Annotated in this window: 14 protein-coding genes and 4 tRNA genes; 1 reads left to right on the top strand and 17 read right to left on the bottom strand. The window is 44.9% G+C overall.

Annotated features, from left to right (window positions below; all coding sequences use genetic code 11):
• The first annotated feature begins 2 nt into the window (after positions 1-2).
• A complete protein-coding gene (gene hemY, locus Xets_RS01035) occupies positions 3-1,208 on the top strand; it encodes a protoheme IX biogenesis protein HemY (protein ID WP_099133107.1) in 1,206 nt (401 codons plus the stop codon).
• A 782-nt stretch (positions 1,209-1,990) separates the two neighbouring features.
• Here hemY and Xets_RS01030 read toward each other — a convergent pair.
• The 17 genes from Xets_RS01030 to wecA form a co-directional block, all read right to left on the bottom strand.
• Positions 1,991-2,067: transfer RNA gene (locus tag Xets_RS01030), tRNA-Pro, on the bottom strand.
• Positions 2,068-2,090: 23 nt separating this feature from the next.
• A tRNA-Leu gene (locus Xets_RS01025) sits at positions 2,091-2,177 on the bottom strand.
• 15 nt (positions 2,178-2,192) lie between these two features.
• Positions 2,193-2,268 (bottom strand) — tRNA-His (locus tag Xets_RS01020).
• A gap of 75 nt (positions 2,269-2,343) precedes the next feature.
• Positions 2,344-2,420: transfer RNA gene (locus tag Xets_RS01015), tRNA-Arg, on the bottom strand.
• 172 nt (positions 2,421-2,592) lie between these two features.
• Positions 2,593-3,966, bottom strand: a complete 1,374-nt coding sequence (locus tag Xets_RS01010) for an amino acid permease (RefSeq protein ID WP_099133106.1) — start codon at positions 3,964-3,966, stop codon at positions 2,593-2,595.
• Positions 3,967-4,235: 269 nt separating this feature from the next.
• Complete coding sequence (gene wecG / locus Xets_RS01005; RefSeq protein ID WP_187651057.1) at positions 4,236-4,973, bottom strand: lipopolysaccharide N-acetylmannosaminouronosyltransferase; 738 nt, start codon at positions 4,971-4,973, stop codon at positions 4,236-4,238.
• Positions 4,960-6,387 (bottom strand): ECA oligosaccharide polymerase, encoded by a 1,428-nt coding sequence (wzyE, locus tag Xets_RS01000; RefSeq protein WP_099133104.1) that lies wholly within the window; start codon positions 6,385-6,387, stop codon positions 4,960-4,962. Before wzyE ends, wecG begins: the two co-directional genes overlap by 14 nt.
• Before the next feature lie 2 nt (positions 6,388-6,389).
• Positions 6,390-7,487 (bottom strand): TDP-N-acetylfucosamine:lipid II N-acetylfucosaminyltransferase, encoded by a 1,098-nt coding sequence (locus Xets_RS00995; protein WP_187651056.1) that lies wholly within the window; start codon positions 7,485-7,487, stop codon positions 6,390-6,392.
• Entirely contained in the window at positions 7,484-8,734 is a 1,251-nt protein-coding gene (wzxE, locus tag Xets_RS00990; RefSeq protein WP_187651055.1) for a lipid III flippase WzxE, read from the bottom strand. Before wzxE ends, Xets_RS00995 begins: the two co-directional genes overlap by 4 nt.
• 1 nt (position 8,735) lies before the next feature.
• Positions 8,736-9,866, bottom strand: coding sequence for a dTDP-4-amino-4,6-dideoxygalactose transaminase (gene rffA / locus Xets_RS00985; RefSeq protein ID WP_187651054.1), 1,131 nt, complete (start codon positions 9,864-9,866; stop codon positions 8,736-8,738).
• Entirely contained in the window at positions 9,853-10,581 is a 729-nt protein-coding gene (rffC, locus tag Xets_RS00980; RefSeq protein ID WP_099133100.1) for a dTDP-4-amino-4,6-dideoxy-D-galactose acyltransferase, read from the bottom strand. The genes rffA and rffC overlap by 14 nt, the downstream gene beginning before the upstream one ends.
• Positions 10,559-11,440 carry a glucose-1-phosphate thymidylyltransferase RfbA gene (rfbA, locus tag Xets_RS00975; protein WP_099133099.1) on the bottom strand — a complete coding sequence of 294 codons (882 nt, stop codon included), beginning with the start codon at positions 11,438-11,440 and terminating at the stop codon, positions 10,559-10,561. The genes rffC and rfbA overlap by 23 nt, the downstream gene beginning before the upstream one ends.
• 18 nt (positions 11,441-11,458) lie before the next feature.
• Positions 11,459-12,529, bottom strand: a complete 1,071-nt coding sequence (rffG, locus tag Xets_RS00970; RefSeq protein ID WP_099133098.1) for a dTDP-glucose 4,6-dehydratase — start codon at positions 12,527-12,529, stop codon at positions 11,459-11,461.
• Positions 12,526-13,788, bottom strand: coding sequence for a UDP-N-acetyl-D-mannosamine dehydrogenase (gene wecC, locus Xets_RS00965; RefSeq protein WP_187651053.1), 1,263 nt, complete (start codon positions 13,786-13,788; stop codon positions 12,526-12,528). The genes rffG and wecC overlap by 4 nt, the downstream gene beginning before the upstream one ends.
• Positions 13,785-14,915 (bottom strand): non-hydrolyzing UDP-N-acetylglucosamine 2-epimerase, encoded by a 1,131-nt coding sequence (gene wecB / locus Xets_RS00960; RefSeq protein ID WP_099133096.1) that lies wholly within the window; start codon positions 14,913-14,915, stop codon positions 13,785-13,787. Before wecB ends, wecC begins: the two co-directional genes overlap by 4 nt.
• Before the next feature lie 81 nt (positions 14,916-14,996).
• Positions 14,997-16,067, bottom strand: coding sequence for an ECA polysaccharide chain length modulation protein (gene wzzE / locus Xets_RS00955; RefSeq protein WP_099133095.1), 1,071 nt, complete (start codon positions 16,065-16,067; stop codon positions 14,997-14,999).
• A gap of 29 nt (positions 16,068-16,096) precedes the next feature.
• A complete protein-coding gene (wecA, locus tag Xets_RS00950; RefSeq protein WP_099133094.1) occupies positions 16,097-17,185 on the bottom strand; it encodes a UDP-N-acetylglucosamine--undecaprenyl-phosphate N-acetylglucosaminephosphotransferase in 1,089 nt (362 codons plus the stop codon).
• Positions 17,186-17,350: the final 165 nt, after the last annotated feature.

Here is a 17,350-nt window from a genome sequence, read left to right as displayed (position 1 = left end):
ACGTGCTGAAAATATTCTTACTGTTCATTATCCTTATTGTGGGGATCGTAGTTGGCCCCTTGATGTCAGGTCATCAAGGATATGTTTTGATCCAGACAGACAAGTCCAATATCACCACCAGTATCACCGGTCTGGTGATTATCTTCCTTCTGCTACAATTTCTGCTGATTTTTATCGGCTGGTGTTATCGTCGCTTAAAACGTACCAGCACGTTCACCCATAGCTGGCTCTTTGGTGGATATAAACGTAGTCGTGCTCGTTCACAAACCAAACAGGCGCTGCTGAAATTCGCCGAAGGGGACTTCAAGCAAGTTGAGCGCCTGATGGCTCGCAACGCTGACCATGCAGAACTTCCTGTTGTGAATTATCTGCTGGCGGCAGAGGCAGCCCAACGGCGCGGTGATTATTTCCGCACCAATCAATATATTGAACAAGCGGCAGCAGTTGCTGATAAAGACCTGCTCCCTGTTGATATTACCCGTATCCGTGTCCAATTGGCACAAGGTGAAATTTATGCCGCACGCGTTGGCGTGGACAAGCTGTTGGATCATGCCCCTCGTCACCCTGAATTGTTGCGATTGGCGGAACAAGCTTACTCTCTTTCAGGTGCTTATCAATCCCTGATTGATATCTTGCCTTCTATACTGAAAGCTAATCTGCACAGTGAAGAAGAGATCCTTAAATTGCGTCAACAAGCCTATATCGGATTAATGAATCAGGTTATGGCAGAGAAAGGCTGTACGGGACTGAAAATATGGTGGAAAGATCAAAGCCGTAAAATTCGCAATGACATTGTGTTGCAAGTCGCCATGGCTGAGCATTTGATTGAATGTAATGATCACGAGACTGCCCAGCAAATCATTTTGGACGGATTAAAACAACACTACGATGAACGTCTGCTGCTATTAATTCCCCACCTTAAGGCAAGTGATTCTGAAACCATACAAAAGGCCCTCTCTCACCTGTTAAAGCAACATGGTGCAACTCCATTGCTAAATAGTACACTGGGACAGGTTGCCTTGCGCCATGGTGAATGGGCGAATGCTGAGTCAGCATTTAAAACAGCGCTTGCACAGCGACCAGATGCTCATGATTATGCATGGCTTGCCGATGCACTGGACAGATTGCAAAAGCGTGAAGAAGCCACCCAAACCCGCAATAAAGGCTTTATGCTGACCTTGAAGCGTGATAGCGAAGTCGAAGTATAAAAGCGCGGAGGCACACCTCAGTTAACGATGAAATATATGAGATGCAATTGAGTCGTTAACCGAGGTGCATTCACCATTAGAACTCATGGCAAACTACCTGAAGCCTATCCTTACTTTTCTACAGACAAAAAAAACACCTATCAAAAAAGACAGGTGTATAAATACAATCAGGTCTACAGACGGATAGTGCCTCACTCAACGTTGTGTCCGGTTTGCGATGAAAAGACAGAATGCTTACTCATCTATAACGTGGACCATAGGCACTGACAATCAGCTCTACATCATCCCGAGGTTTATGAAGTCATATGCTGTCATAAGGAGTGGGATGAGCATCTACGATTTTAATACTGCATTTTACGTGCCAACTTTTTCAATCAGGATAAATTTTCCTTACCCAAGATTTAGCTGGCTTTCCATAAATAGATAACTTAATTTTCACCAAATATCGTTAAAAATACCGTCTCTCATTTGAGACGCCTTTCGAGCCATTTACATATAGTAAATATAAATCATGCAGTTAAACGTCTCCTATTTGAGACATTAAGTGGTGCGGTTTGTCGTTGAAATACAACACCAATAAAAAAATATCTTTTAAAACATAATATTAGTGCATTAACAAAAACAATAACATTCAATTTCCAGATTAAAAATCAAACAGAAATTAAGAAGAAATAAAAAGGGAAAACCTTTTTATCAGCAGGAAAAGTAGGAAGAAGAAAAGAAAGTAACCAAGAAGTAGTTAGAAAGAAAAATCCCCGCTATTGCGGGGATTTTTCAGAATTTGGTCGGCGAGAGAGGATTCGAACCTCCGACCCACTGGTCCCAAACCAGTTGCGCTACCAAGCTGCGCTACTCGCCGAAATATATTTTTCATCTTTCTTATGGTGCGAAGGGGGGGACTTGAACCCCCACGTCCGTAAGGACACTAACACCTGAAGCTAGCGCGTCTACCAATTCCGCCACCCTCGCGTTTCATAAAAAAGATGGGGTGGCTAACGAGACTCGAACTCGCGACAACTGGAATCACAATCCAGGGCTCTACCAACTGAGCTATAGCCACCATAACAGCTATCTTTTTACATACAACAATGCCCGACCACGATAACTCATTACCACTGCTCTTGCACGCTTTAAATGGCGCGCCCGACAGGATTCGAACCTGAGACCTCTGCCTCCGGAGGGCAGCGCTCTATCCAGCTGAGCTACGGGCGCTTAACGCCGTTGCGGTGGAGGATAGTACGGATTTAATGTCGTACTGTCCAGTGCTTTTTTAAAAGAAATGATGCGTTTGATTATGCTTTACTCATTTAGCTGATAAAGCCAGCACTTTTCCACCGCAGTATTACCATAAATCGTTTTTTAAATTAAAAACCAATCGATAAAATTATATCGATTTTTTAGATGAATAAAATTTCACCACCCAATAAATTAATGACACTACCGACAAAAATATTCCCCCCACTATCAGTGAGAAACGTGTATCCGTGTTAATTGCCATCCCCACTAATACGCAGCACAGGAAAATCAATGTCAGGTAATTAACATAAGGGAACAGAATCGATTTAAACCGATGCTGTTTTATGGCTTCTTCATGATGCTTACGGAAACGCAATTGGCTGACCAGAATCACAAACCATGGCACCATGCCAGGCAATACACTGGCACTATAAACGTAAACAAATACTGACTGCGGATTTGGTATCAGATAATTCAGGCTGGAACCTGCAATCAAGCAACCAATAGTAATTGCAATACATTTTACTGGCACACCATTTTTCGACAGCTTCAGCAATGAAGCAGGCAATTGACGGTTTTGCGCCAAGGCATACAGCATTCTGCCACCGCTGTACATTCCGCTGTTACATCCTGACAACGCAGCAGTTAGCACAACAAAGTTAATCACCGCAGCCGCAGAAGCAATACCGACTTTAGAAAAAGTCATCACAAACGGGCTACTATGTGCACCAACCTCTGTCCACGGGAACAAAGTTACAACAATAAAAATGGCACCAACATAAAAAATCAGGATACGCCACAAGATATTGTTGATCGCTTTTTTAAGGGTAACTTGTGGTTTTTTTGCTTCACCGGCAGTAATACCAACCAGCTCTACCCCCTGATAGGAAGCAACCACAATACAAAGAGCAAATAAAAAGCCTTTCCATCCACCGGAGAAGAAACCGCCATGTGAGGTCAGGTTATCCAAACCAATAGGTTGCCAGTCATTGCCTAAACCGAAGAAAATCAAACCAATGCCAATCAGGATCATCACAATAATCGTTGTGACTTTGATCATGGCAAACCAAAACTCCAACTCACCATACAACCTTACCGCCGCCAAGTTTGCCAAAGCAACCAATCCAACCGCTACCAGTGCCGAAACCCATTGGGGCAATTCTGGAAACCAGAATTCAGCATAGACGCCAACAGCAGTAATCTCTGAAATCCCGACAGAAACCCACATGAACCAATAACCCCATGCGGTCAGGCATCCCCAGTAAGGGCTTAGGTACTTATGCCCAAAAGCAGCAAATGAACCTGTTACAGGTTCAAGGAACAACATTTCTCCCATGGAACGCATAATGAAAAAGACAAAAAGCCCAGCAATAATGTAAGCCAGCAAAACAGAAGGACCGGCCCATTTCAAGGTACTGGCTGAACCCATGAACAGCCCTACGCCGATTGTGCCACCTAGCGCAATCAGCTCAATATGACGTGCCTCAAGTCCCCTTTGCAGGCTCTGTTTTGAATCACTCATAAAACTCCCTATCCACTTTTATGATGTCTATACTTGCAAACAGAAAAATACAGGAATTGATAATCAATCGTTGTAAAAAAGGCTGGGATCAAAACACGTTTTGCCGATCAGTGAAATAAAAAAATTATAAAAATAAGGCTTGCAAGAGTAGATTTGAAAATAAGCAGTCAAACAACAAGCTATTGATAACCTCAAAGACAGCAATAAAATAAAGCAAAAACCTGCTGCATATGCTCAATGCAACAGGTAGAAACAGAGAAATTTCGGGGCTAAAGTTTGCCACCGTAATAATAGCCAAGGAATTTCAATAGCTTTATCTGCCTACGGATACGGCTTGGCTGAGAGAGCAAGCGATACAACCACTCCAACCCTAGATTCTGCCAGACTTTCGGTGCTCGTTTAACGTGACCAGTGAAGGCATCATAGGTTCCTCCAACGCCCATATACAGTGCATCTGGATGTACCTTGCGGCAGTCACGCATAAAGATCTCCTGTTTGGGTGATCCCATTGCTACGGTAATAATCGCCGCACCACTGGCATGAATCCGCTCAAATACATCATCACGCGTTTCTGGTGTAAAATACCCATCTTGTCTGCCCACGATATTGACATTCCATTGGGTACGCAGTTTGTTCTCAGTCTGGGCCAAGATATCGGGTTTTCCGCCGATTAGAAAGACTGGTGTACCCTCACGCCCAGCGCGTTCCATCAAGTCTTCCCACAAATCAGCGCCCGCAATACGCGATACATCCGCATCAGGATATTTACGGCGAATGGCACGTACGATACTAATACCATCTGCGTATAAGTATTCGGCCTCATCCAGCAACGTATTCAGTGCATTGTCTTTCTCCGCCGTGAGTACTTTTTCTGCGTTAATCGCAACCAATGTACCTGCTTTTACCTGTCCATCCAGGAAAAGGTGGTCGAGGAAATGCGACATACCGCGGAATCCCCAGATACTAAGACCACGAATGCGGTATTTGGGAATGTTATTTAACGCCATTTTTTTTCCTTACATCCAAAATCACAGATGTTTTTCGCGAAGTAGCCAGATTACTGACCACAAGCTTTCGAATCAGCCCGGCACTTTCAAACAGCCAATACAGCAATTTCGCCGCAACCAGACATAGGCCGAAGACAATACAAAAGAACACCACCCTAGAAACAAAAGAATCTACTCCTTCACGGGCAAGCACAATTATGTTAAAGATGGCGCCAAAGCAGAAAGCTTGCAAAATTGCCGCCTTATAGCGATTACTTTCCTGTTTTCCTGCTTCATAAATCCAGTCAAACCATTTAATAATAAAACCGACTGCGATCGCCCCCAGAGGGATAAAGAATACCCCCCCCATCACCACAAGAGAGCCAATCAGTGTTGGGGAAATCGCAAGACCAGAGTGGTTATTCAATACATTCCACGTGAAATAGTTAGCTGTGTTCCAGACCAGATTAGGCCTATCCGGCCACACCCAACCAGGAATAAAAACATAAAAATCACGGACAATCGGTGCCAGCCCTTGAAAATCTATTTTGCTGTAATTATCCAGCAGCAGGGCCAAATTTTCCCACGGCGAGAAAGTATCTCGCGTGAGATACAGGAAAGTATAAAATGCCTCTGCCCCACTTACGTCCAGGCTATAGCGCTTCAACGCCAGCCAGAACATACCGACAATTCCCATTGCGCCCGCAGTAAACAGCATCCACAACGTGATCCAGCCGCGGACAATCCCGATAAACAGGAACAATGCAAACGCGATAATGATGTTAGCTCGCGTACCCCCAACGATCACATAGGTCAGGATACCAAACCCCACCGTTCCTACCAAAAAGCACAGCCAGCGTGCTTTGGTCGGTTTTAGGAAAAAAACAACCAGCATGGCAGGAATGAAGAAATAGAAAAATCGCTTGAGCGCCACACCGGAAACCTGGCCGGAAAATATCTGGCTATAGGACTGTAACTTGAACAGCAAAAATCCGTTCTGCATAAAGAACGAACCTACCGTAACGATGGCAATACAAGCAAGTAGTAACCACGTCAGATTAGCTTCCACTCGATTCATCGTAAATAAAGGTTTACGCGGCATAGTCACCGTTAAGTTTTCAGAACTTATACCATTATTGGGCCGTGTTTTATAAGTGAGCCGTGTTTTATAAGCCACATAGTAAATGGCATAAAAACAGCCAGACGCCAACATTGCATGTAGTAATGAATCTACAGACACCACTTCCACATTAAACTGAAATACCAACAAGCTGGTCAATGGAAAACCAAAATAGAATGTCAGCAGGTACAACAATGAGAAAAAGACATTAAAGTTAAAGCGGACACGTCGAAATTCCTGATACGTCAAGGTCAGGATAAAAGCCACCGAAATTATGTAAATAACAAAAAGCCCACCGAATTGTGTCAAGGTCATTGCTACTCTCCAGATGCTTCCGACAGGGCGGTTTTCCACCCCTCCATGAAATGGGGATCAAAAAAAGCAATCGCCTTTTTATCGAGGGACAGCATCTGGCGCTGTGCTTCCTGCACCCAGTGTTTATTGAGTTCATCACCGTCAAACAGAACAGGGATCTGCTGTTCCGTTAAATCATGCCAGAATGGATTTTGACGGCTCAGAACAAACGGAATACCAAATTGAATCAGCAAACAGAGTGTTCCAATACCCTGCTGACGATTGAAAATGAAATAACCCAAATCGCATTGGCGCAACAATGACAAGTATTCATCAAAGGCTATTTGCTCTTTCAGAATACGAACATTTTGCGCTGGAAATAACGACAATGCAGTTTGCTCCACGCTCTGGATATAGGCTTGGTTATTATCAGGATAGCCCATTGGGATTAGCACCCTAGCCTCATCGCCAAACTGGTGGTGGATCTTCTGCAAGGCTTCAATATGACGGTTGGATTGATCCCCCGAATTCCCCAGTAAGATGGTAATTCCTTCCGGTGAGAATGTTTTCTCCGTCACCGTCAACGCAGGCTCCATCCGAGTTGGGAAATAGAGCAATGATGATGGCACATCAGGTTTGGCCCGACTTGAACGCGAATCATCCTGAAAAAAGTGCCGCAGATCACCGCGCGTGGCAAAAATATGCCCCACCCGCTTCTGTGCCAAACGACGAATCAGATAGAACAAACGGAATTTCAGTTGGCGGGACTCTTCATAGAGATCTGCTCCCCAAACATGCCAGAAGAATTGGTGCCGCTTAATTTTTCCCATTAATAAAGCCAACCACAAAGCAGCATTAAACTGCCCGTGGAAAAAGAAGCGGACTGTTCTGTTTGCCTTCGCTTTCTCTATTACTGCCTGCGATAAGGCAGATTTGCTGTGATAAAGAGAAATAGTCAAGTTAGGGTAATTTGATAGCCATGTGTGGTCTCTAGACACCACCATAAAACACGGTTTGGCGCAAAAATGTATTTCCTGTGCCAAGACGTCATTAAAGAAACGTAGTAACGTTTGATTGTGATGTGGGATATCCGATCCCAAAACGTGAATTAGGGTTGTCATGCTCGCCTGCGATAAATAATAAATACGCTACAACAAAGAATGAAATAAACAATGTAAGTTACCATATATGACTGGGCAGCCCCCAATGCTCCATTTGCCGGTATCAGCCAATGAGAAAAACCCGTCAGTAAAAGGAACTGGCTCACTTCAGTCAATATATAAAAACGCAGTGCAGCTTTCGCTATCACCAGATAACCAAAAACATAAGCGCCAACTTTCAACACGTCGCCCACTAACTGCCACGCAAACAGATCCCGCATGGCGATGAATTTGTCTGAAAACAACAGCCAAATCACGAAATCACGCAATAGCCAGACAGAGAAACTGGCAGCAGCTACAGCAGGCAAGACAAATTTCAAAGCCTTCACAGTTTCGCGGGTAATTTCTTGCTTATTCTTCAGACGAGAAAGGGTTGGCAATAGATAGACAGTGAAGGAGGCGGTGATAAATTGTAAATAAGCATCTGAAATACTGCTAACTCCCTGCCAAATCCCTACTTCTTCCCAACTATAACGCGCTGCCAGCAAATTTCGCATCATGACATAAGCAACGGGCAATGTAATGGAAGTCAGCAACGCCATAAGAGTAAATTTGCCCAGATGGCTGGCAATCGCACGATCCCACATAGGTTTCAAGGCAGAAAATGTAATCACCTTGCTATGCAGTATCATTAGGCCGGCAGGTAAAACCACCAATGCAGGTACCAATGCCAAGCCTGCCAATGCCCCTTCATAGCCTCCCAGCCAATAGCAGAGGCTATAAGCCAACATGCCTGTCAGGCTGCCCAAAATAATGGCCAACGCATTTCCCTTAGCATCCCTGAACCCTTTCAGGATTGCCAGAAAATAGTTGGCGTAAGCGATGCCCATTTGAATAAATGCGAGCGCCTGCACAACAGTTTTGTAATGGATGTGACCAAATAGGCTAATACTGATGATTTCACTGAACAAAAGGAAGATCACTGCCAATAAGGTCGAAAACCCCAGAATTATCAAGGACGATGTACCCAATATCGCCCTAAGCTTTTCCGGTTGTTGATGATGTTCCGCTACATATTTTGTGACACCATTAAAAATCCCTGCCCCAGAGAGCACACCTAATACAGTAATGAGTTGGCGAAAATTACCTGCTTGCCCAACACCTGTTGGGCCAAAAGATACCGCCAGAAGTTTAATGACCAGCAACCCCACACCGATCTTGATCAATGTGGAGCCTGCTGTCCAAACAGAAGCTTTAGCAAGTGACATATCAGGCGAAAAATTCCTTGATACGATCGATAACAATTTGCTGCTCTGTATCAGTGATGTTGTAGAACATTGGTAAGCGAACTAAGCGGTCACTTTCGCGGGTGGTAAAGCGATCTTCGCCGTGGAAACGGCCACATTTCTCACCCGCAGGGCTGGTATGCAATGCCACGTAGTGGAATACGCTCAGGATACCATTCTCTTTCATATAACTATTGAATGCGCTACGTTCTTCTACATCTTTGAGCTTGATATAGAACATGTGGGCATTGTGTTCCAAGCCTTCCGGAACAATTGGTAAAACTAAATGTCCAGCGTCTGCTAACGGTTTCAAGGCTTGATGGTAGTTCTCCCACAAAGTCAGGCGGCGTTGGTTAATTTTTTCAGCAAGTTCCAGTTGTGCCCACAGGTAAGCCGCTTGCAGATCAGAGAGCAGATAACTGGAACCGATATCACGCCATGTGTATTTGTCTACTTGCCCGCGGAAGAATTGACTACGGTTAGTGCCTTTCTCTCGGATGATTTCGGCACGGGCAATCATGGATTTATCATTGATTAATGTTGCCCCGCCTTCACCACCGGCCGAGTAATTTTTGGTTTCATGAAAGCTGAAACAACCAATATGCCCAATTGTGCCCAATGCACGGCCTTTATAGGTGGACATGACGCCCTGTGCGGCATCTTCCACCACATACAGGTTATATTTTTTCGCCAGTGCCATGATGGTATCCATTTCACAGGCCACGCCCGCATAATGCACCGGTACGATAGCACGGGTTTTCTCTGTAATAGCTGCTTCAATCTTGTTCTCATCAATGTTCATGGTATCAGGACGAATATCCACGAACACAATGGTAGCACCACGCAGAACAAAGGCATTGGAGGTCGATACAAAGGTATAGCTCGGCATAATGACTTCATCACCCGGCTGGATATTCAACAACATTGCCGCCATTTCCAGTGAAGCTGTACAAGATGGTGTCAACAATACCTTCGGGCAATTAAAGCGCTGTTCCATCCACGCTTCACAACGTTTGGTAAATTCTCCATCACCACACAACTTACCGCTAGCCATCGCCTGTTGCATGTATTCAAGTTCAGTGCCGACTACCGGTGGTTTATTAAATGGAATCATTTCGTCCTCTGTATAACCAATATGCGGTGCTTTCAATGATGGCACCACAACGTGTATAAAGACGCAACGCAGCGATGTTGCTGATTTGCGTAGCCACTCTCAGCCATTGTATCTGATGGTTATGACACCACTGTTGCGCCGCCGACATTAATTTTTTGCCAATCCCTTGATGATGATTGCCTGGTACAGCAGCCAATAAACCAATGCGTGCTTCGCTATTACCTATATCCCTTAAGGTGACAAAGCCCGCTATTTGACCACGTTCATTATTGATAAGCAGGCATTGGTGATCAAATGTGCCCAAAACGGCTTTTTCAACCCAGGTAGCATAGAATTTCCCACTGTCATCCGGTTGATACCAGGGTGCACGAAAACGGCTAGACGTAAATACACGGGCTGACACCTCCTTCAATACGGGGATATCTTCTTGTTTTGCCGAAATTAGTTCCTTTCCCGTATGAATGCCAGGAATATTTCCCGCCTCAATCGATAACCGTAAATCAACCTCACCTTCAACCAGTGAAAATCCTAAGACAGAAAGCTCATCGATAATGCCCGTTTGTTGGGCTGCCACTTTGGCTTGCACCAATGCATATTGGTCCAAATCAGCAGCCGTCAATGCCGCCGCATCCGACGAAAAATTCAGGCGAGCTGTGGGCAAACCAAAAAACTGGCTTTCCCAGGCCAAGGGGTCAAGGTTGGCGTGAATAGACATTGAGCAAATCCATCAGATAGTTGCCGTAACCTGTTTTCGCCAAATCCGTGGCCGCCACTTTTAATTGCTCCTCACTGAGCCAACCATTACGCCATGCGATCTCTTCCAAACAGGCAATTTTGAAGCCTTGACGTTTTTCGACGGTCTGAACAAAAGTACTGGCTTCAATCAGGCTGTCATGAGTTCCCGTATCTAACCAGGCAAAACCACGCCCCAATAATTCAACATTCAATTCTCCGCATTCCAGATACATCTGGTTGATACTGGTGATTTCCAGTTCCCCGCGCGCAGAAGGTTTTACTTGTTTGGCAAAATCCACGACTTTGTTGTCGTAGAAATAGAGACCCGTCACCGCCCAATTGGATTTAGGCTGTACAGGTTTTTCTTCTATGGAAAGAACCCGATACTGCTCGTCAAATTCCACTACGCCAAATCGTTCAGGGTCCATCACTTGGTAACCGAATATTGTCGCTCCTGTTGTTCGGCCAGCAACATGTTGTAGTTTCGGGCTAAACGCTTGACCAAAAAAGATATTGTCACCCAATACCAAGCAGCAAGCATCATTACCGATAAATTCTTCACCAATCAGAAATGCCTGGGCCAAACCATCAGGTGAAGGCTGTTCGGCATAACTAAGTTGGATACCAAATTGTTCGCCACTGCCTAGTAATCGTTTAAAAGCAGGTAAATCTTCCGGTGTCGAGATGATCAGGATATCGCGTATGCCCGACAGCATTAACACTGACAGCGGATAATAAATCATCGGCTTGTCATAAATCGGTAACAACTGCTTTGATACGCCACGTGTTATTGGATACAAACGGGTGCCAGAGCCCCCAGCCAGTATAATTCCTTTCATCTGCTCCCCCTGATGGGCTTATTCATTTCCTAACCCAAGTCGTTCCCCTGTATAAGAGCCATCCTGAACTCTTCTCCACCAACTCTCATTTTCCAGATACCATTGCACAGTCTTGCGAATGCCAGATTCGAACGTTTCCTCGGGGATCCACCCCAATTCACGCTCAATTTTCGCCGCATCAATCGCATAACGCATATCATGTCCTGGGCGATCCGTTACATGAGTAATAAGGTCGCGATAATGCTCTACCCCAGCAGGTTTTTCGGGGCGCAACTCCTCCAGCAATTCGCAAATCGTTTCCACAACTTCGATATTTCGGCGCTCATTATGTCCACCGATATTGTAGGTTTTGCCGGGCTCCGCCTGGGTTACCACCAAATACAACGCACGCGCATGATCTTCCACATAGAGCCAGTCACGGATTTGCTCTCCTTTGCCATAGACCGGCAAAGGCTTGCCTGCCAGCCCATTCAGGATCATCAATGGGATCAGTTTCTCAGGGAAATGATAAGGACCATAGTTATTCGAACAATTGGTGATCATGGTCGGTAAGCCATAAGTACGGCGCCATGCCCTGACCAGATGATCACTGGACGCTTTTGATGCAGAATAAGGACTGCTTGGCGAGTAAGGTGTGGTTTCAGTAAAGAAACCATCTTCACCATGCAGATCGCCATATACTTCGTCTGTTGAAATATGGTGGAAGCGGAATTGGCTCTGTTTTTCCTGATCCAACTGTTGCCAAAATGCACGAGCTGCTTCCAACAAAGTATAAGTGCCGATGATATTGGTTTCGATAAAAGCTGCTGGCCCGTCAATGGAGCGGTCAACATGACTTTCTGCGGCCAAATGCATGACAGCATCCGGTTGATATTGTTGGAATACGCGATCTAAGGCATCACGCTGGCGGATATCAACCTGTTCAAACGCATAGCGGGGATGGTTAGCTACCGAAGCCAGTGATTCAAGATTACCGGCATAAGTCAGGCTATCAACGACAACGACGCTATCTTCAGTCTGATTAATAATGTGGCGCACAACCGCAGAACCGATAAAACCTGCACCACCTGTAATAAGAATACGTTTCAACGCCAAACTCCTTTTGTATCAACAACCCATTTTTGTTTTATTGCAGAACCAGTAATGGCTTTAAACTGGCTATGATCCACCAGCATCAATACAACGTCAGCCTGCTCTAATGCCTGGTTGACATCCATCAATTCCACCATATCTTTCAGTGAATTGGGCAGTTCATGCACATTGGGTTCAACCGCGATGGTTTGCCCTGCATGCCACTGTGCAACCATTTTTGTAATATAAACGGCTGGACTTTCCCGTAAATCATCAATGTTCGGTTTGAAAGCCAAGCCAAAACAGGCAATTTTAATCTCATTTGCCCGTTTACCACTCTCAGCCAAACAGTCAGCGACTGCGGCTTTCACTTGATCCACGACCCACAGCGGCTTGCCATCATTCACCAAACGCGCGGTATGAATTAAACGGGATTGCTCAGGATTCTGGGATACAATGAACCACGGATCGACGGCAATGCAATGCCCTCCTACACCAGGGCCAGGCTGCAAAATATTTACACGTGGATGGCGGTTTGCCAGACTAATCAGCTCCCACACATTGATTCCCTGTTCGGCACAGATCAAGGAAAGTTCGTTGGCAAAAGCGATATTAACATCACGGAAACTGTTCTCTGTCAGCTTGCACATTTCCGCTGTCCTGGCATTGGTGATAACACATTCACCTTCAAGGAAAATATTGTACAGCTCACTCGCCCTGTGGGAAGATTTGGCTGTCATACCCCCTACTACACGATCATTTTTAATCAATTCCACCATAACTTGCCCGGGTAAAACACGCTCAGGGCAATAGGCGATATCGATATCTGAGTTTTCACCCGCTTGTTGAGGGAATGAAAGATCAGGACGTACCGCGGCTAACCATGCAGCCATCTGCTCCGTCGCACCAACAGGAGAAGTGGATTCCAAAATAACCAAATCACCTTTTTTCAAGACGGGTGCTATTGATTCCGCCGCAGAACGCACATAGGCCATATCGGGTTCATGCTCCCCTTTGAAGGGCGTAGGAACAGCAATCAAGAAAGCATCCGCAGTTTGTGGAATAGTCACGGCTTTCAAAAAGCCCTCTTCTACCGCAATTTTTACTACCTTATCTAAATCAGGTTCAACGATATGAATCGAACCACGGTTAATCGTTTCTACCGCATGTTGATTAACATCCACGCCAATAACCCTCTTTTGACGGGAGGCGAATGCAGCCGCAGTGGGCAAACCGATATAACCCAGGCCGATAACAGAAATTGTTTCAAAACTCATAATGTCACCTGATTTTTTCTCAATGCTTCAAGAATTCGCTGGCAAGCCCTGCCATCACCATAAGGGTTATGGGCATGGCTCATTTGTTGGTAGGCGTTAACATCCGTCAATAAACGCGTAACTTCCGCAACGATAGTTTGTGTTTCTGTTCCCACCAGTCGCACTGTCCCCGCATCAATCGCTTCAGGTCGCTCAGTGGTATCGCGCATAACTAAAACCGGTTTTCCCAGAGAAGGGGCTTCTTCCTGAATTCCCCCTGAATCGGTCAAGATTAAATAGGCATGATTCATCAAATAGACGAATGGCAGATAATCCTGTGGTTTGATAAGGATAACGTTATCAATGTCATGCAAAATGCGCTTAGCGGGTTCACTGACATTCGGGTTCAAATGGACCGGATAAACTATCTGGACATCAGGATGCGCCTTGGCAATCTGTGCCAATGCTTCACAAATACGCTCAAACCCTTTACCAAAATTTTCACGGCGATGGCCTGTCACCAAGATCATTTTTTTATTTAGGTTAAGGAAAGGATAAAGCTCAGCAAACTGCCCATACATGGCTTCATCATTCATGATGCGATCACGCACTGATAGCAGGGCATCAATCACCGTATTGCCTGTAACAAAAATACGGTTTTCCACAATGGATTCTTTTAAGAGGTTATTCCGGGAATTTTCCGTCGGTGCAAAATGGTACATAGCCAAGTGTCCGGCAATCTTACGGTTGGCTTCTTCCGGCCATGGTGAATAAAGATCCCCTGTTCTTAAGCCAGCTTCAACATGGCCTACCGGAATATGCTGATAGAAAGCGGCCAGACTCGTTGCCATGGTTGTTGTTGTGTCACCATGCACCAGTACCACATCTGGTTTGAATTCTTCTAATACAGGCTTGATACCTTGCAGGATACGACATGTGATATCCGTCAGATCCTGCCCTTTTTGCATGATATTCAGATCAAAATCCGGCGTTATCCCAAACAGATGCAATACCTGATCCAGCATTTCCCTATGCTGAGCTGTGACACACACTTTTGCTTCAAAGGCAGTATCCATAGCCAACGCATGTACCAACGGGGCCATTTTAATGGCCTCCGGCCGGGTACCAAACACAGTCAACACTTTCACAGTGACTCTCTTATTTTGTCAATCATTGCAGATACTTCCAAGAATGGGGGATCAAAACCTATCGTTTATATTTACATACTGTTACTTATATGAACTATCGGAGCGAGGACGTTTTACTAAAGCGACACCTGCACCAACCAACATGCCTACGGCTCCCCATAAAATCATCATGAAAGCACGGCGAGGACTGTCTCGGTTAACGGGTTCCTCCGGTGTTCTGAGATAGCGGTAAGTCTGGAAAGAGTTCTGCAAAGTCGGACCGACATTCAACGTAGCCAGCATCGCGATATTTTGATCATAATCGATGCTGTAGTCAGGGCCTGTGGCTTCCAAAGTTTCAATTTGGGCTTGCAGTAATGATGTACCCAGCATAAACATTTTGGATTCAGGCAGTTCTTCGATAGGGATGTTTGTCTGATTACGGTGAATACCTTGCTTCTCAGCCACTTTCAGTGACTGCTGCAACACATTCAATTCACGATTATATATTGCCTTTACCACCATCTCCTGACGTTTCACCAATGCTTTCATTGACTGAGTCCGCGTCGCCCACGCCCCTTTAATTTCGTTGTTCAGGTGAGTGCTCGCCCGTTGGTTGGCGAACGCAATATATTGACGCAGAAGTTGATTGGCATCAACGGCGGTTTCTGCTGTCAATTTGATACTGTTATTTGATGATGTTTTATTATCACTGTGCGTGATTTTAATATCGTTGATCAATTCATCCAACAATACAGCATCCGCTTTGGCACGCCCTTCCTTGCGTTGTTTGTAATACTCAGAATGAAGCCAAAATTCACGACGGGTATCATACGCAAAGACCTGTGTCATGAATTCTTGGTATGCACCGTCTGGAATGGTCGGTAATTGCGCTTCTGGCGAAGCATTGATATGGGTATCCAAATTACGCAGGAATTGTTGTTGCGAGTAGTAGCTACCCAAATTATTCGTTGTCGGTAAGTTCACAATAGCGGTTGCGCTCCATTTTTGCTGCATCAAATAAGATGCTCCCAGAGCGGCGGCAGCGAAAATTATTGCCAGGGCGATAATCCATATCTTTCCATGCCACAAAGCATAACACAGTGCCCGAATATCCAGTTCATGCTCTATAGCTGGTTGATCCTGTTTAGATTTCGTTTCTGAATTTATCACTGCACAAAACCTCTTTGATTGTCGATGTCTTAATGATGGCTTGCTGCCCGACGCATACGGCGCCTACACCGTTTGATAAAACGGGCTACCTTCCACGCTCTTTTGATGCAATAGCCATACAACATAAATGCAAGCAAAAATAATGCCAACATTATCCATTCAGGAATAAAACTTAGCCACTCTCCAATAATTCCAATTGATGCCAATAGAGCCGCAGCCAAAGTGATCAAAATAAATGCCTGGCGAGAAGTAAACCCAGCACGCATAATCAAATGGTGAATATGCTGGCGATCTGGAGAAAACGGACTCATTCCCTTACGCAATCGGCGGTACATAATAGCGATCATGTCCATCAATGGAATTGCAATAATCCACAATGCTGTCACAGGGCTAATAGAAGCATTTTCCCCTTGCGTCGCTTCAGTCAATAGCCAAATAATGGTAAAGCCAATTAGGGTACTTCCCGCATCCCCCATAAATACCTTAAAACGTTTCCCTAATATGCCAAGATTAAGGAAGATGTAAGGCAAAATCCCCGCTATAAACGCAAAACACCAAAACGCCAGTGCCGTATTGCCACTTTCATACAACAAAATACCCAACGTACCGAAAGAAACACAAGATAGCCCGCCCAGTAACCCATCAATCCCATCCACCATATTGAAAGCATTGATAGCAGCCCAGACAGCGAATAACGTCACAACGTAGCTGAATGGCCCAAGTACCATTTCCCATGGCCCGAATGCATGCCCCAAGCTATCAAGCTTCAAGCCAGCAAAATACATCATGCTGATACCAACCAAAGCTTGGATAGTTGCCCGAATCTTCACGCTGATATCAAAGCGGTCATCTAAGGCACCGATAAGAACCAATATTCCCGCACAAGCCAAATACAACCATTTATGAGGTATAAACTCTTTTGTAATAATAAATGCGAAACAAACACCAAAAAAAACAGATATGCCACCCACCAAAGGAACTAAACCATGATGACGTTTACGGTAATTCGGTTTATCAACCAGGCCGATTTTTTTTGCTGCCTTACGAGCCACAAACAAAAACACAAATGAGAATATAAATACGCAAAAAATTTCGACACTCATACTGGGAATATTCACAATAATAACTCTCTATAAAAATAATGGCGGGGCATCTATTATTCGTATACTTATGGATGTCCCACTTGACACCGAACCCATAAGCTCTCCCTGTTAACAAAACAAAGAGTTCTAACTCATAAAATTAATCAAATAAACCATGCGATCTGTAAAGCGTGATTCATA

This window comes from Xenorhabdus sp. TS4, assembly GCF_014467265.1.
GTDB lineage: Bacteria > Pseudomonadota > Gammaproteobacteria > Enterobacterales > Enterobacteriaceae > Xenorhabdus > Xenorhabdus ehlersii.
The sequence above is the reverse complement of the archived record's forward strand: the minus strand, read 5'-3'. Positions and strand labels throughout refer to the sequence as shown.

Bases quoted from the DNA above. Each gene is read 5' to 3' on its own strand.
- Xets_RS01010 (WP_099133106.1), bottom strand. From the start codon at position 3,966: ATGAGTGATTCAAAACAGAGCCTGCAAAGGGGACTTGAGGCACGTCAT.
- wecG (WP_187651057.1), bottom strand. From the start codon at position 4,973: ATGGCGTTAAATAACATTCCCAAATACCGCATTCGTGGTCTTAGTATC.
- wzyE (WP_099133104.1), bottom strand. From the start codon at position 6,387: ATGACCTTGACACAATTCGGTGGGCTTTTTGTTATTTACATAATTTCG.
- Xets_RS00995 (WP_187651056.1), bottom strand. From the start codon at position 7,487: ATGACAACCCTAATTCACGTTTTGGGATCGGATATCCCACATCACAAT.
- wzxE (WP_187651055.1), bottom strand. From the start codon at position 8,734: ATGTCACTTGCTAAAGCTTCTGTTTGGACAGCAGGCTCCACATTGATC.
- rffA (WP_187651054.1), bottom strand. From the start codon at position 9,866: ATGATTCCATTTAATAAACCACCGGTAGTCGGCACTGAACTTGAATAC.
- rffC (WP_099133100.1), bottom strand. From the start codon at position 10,581: ATGTCTATTCACGCCAACCTTGACCCCTTGGCCTGGGAAAGCCAGTTT.
- rfbA (WP_099133099.1), bottom strand. From the start codon at position 11,440: ATGAAAGGAATTATACTGGCTGGGGGCTCTGGCACCCGTTTGTATCCA.
- wecC (WP_187651053.1), bottom strand. From the start codon at position 13,788: ATGAGTTTTGAAACAATTTCTGTTATCGGCCTGGGTTATATCGGTTTG.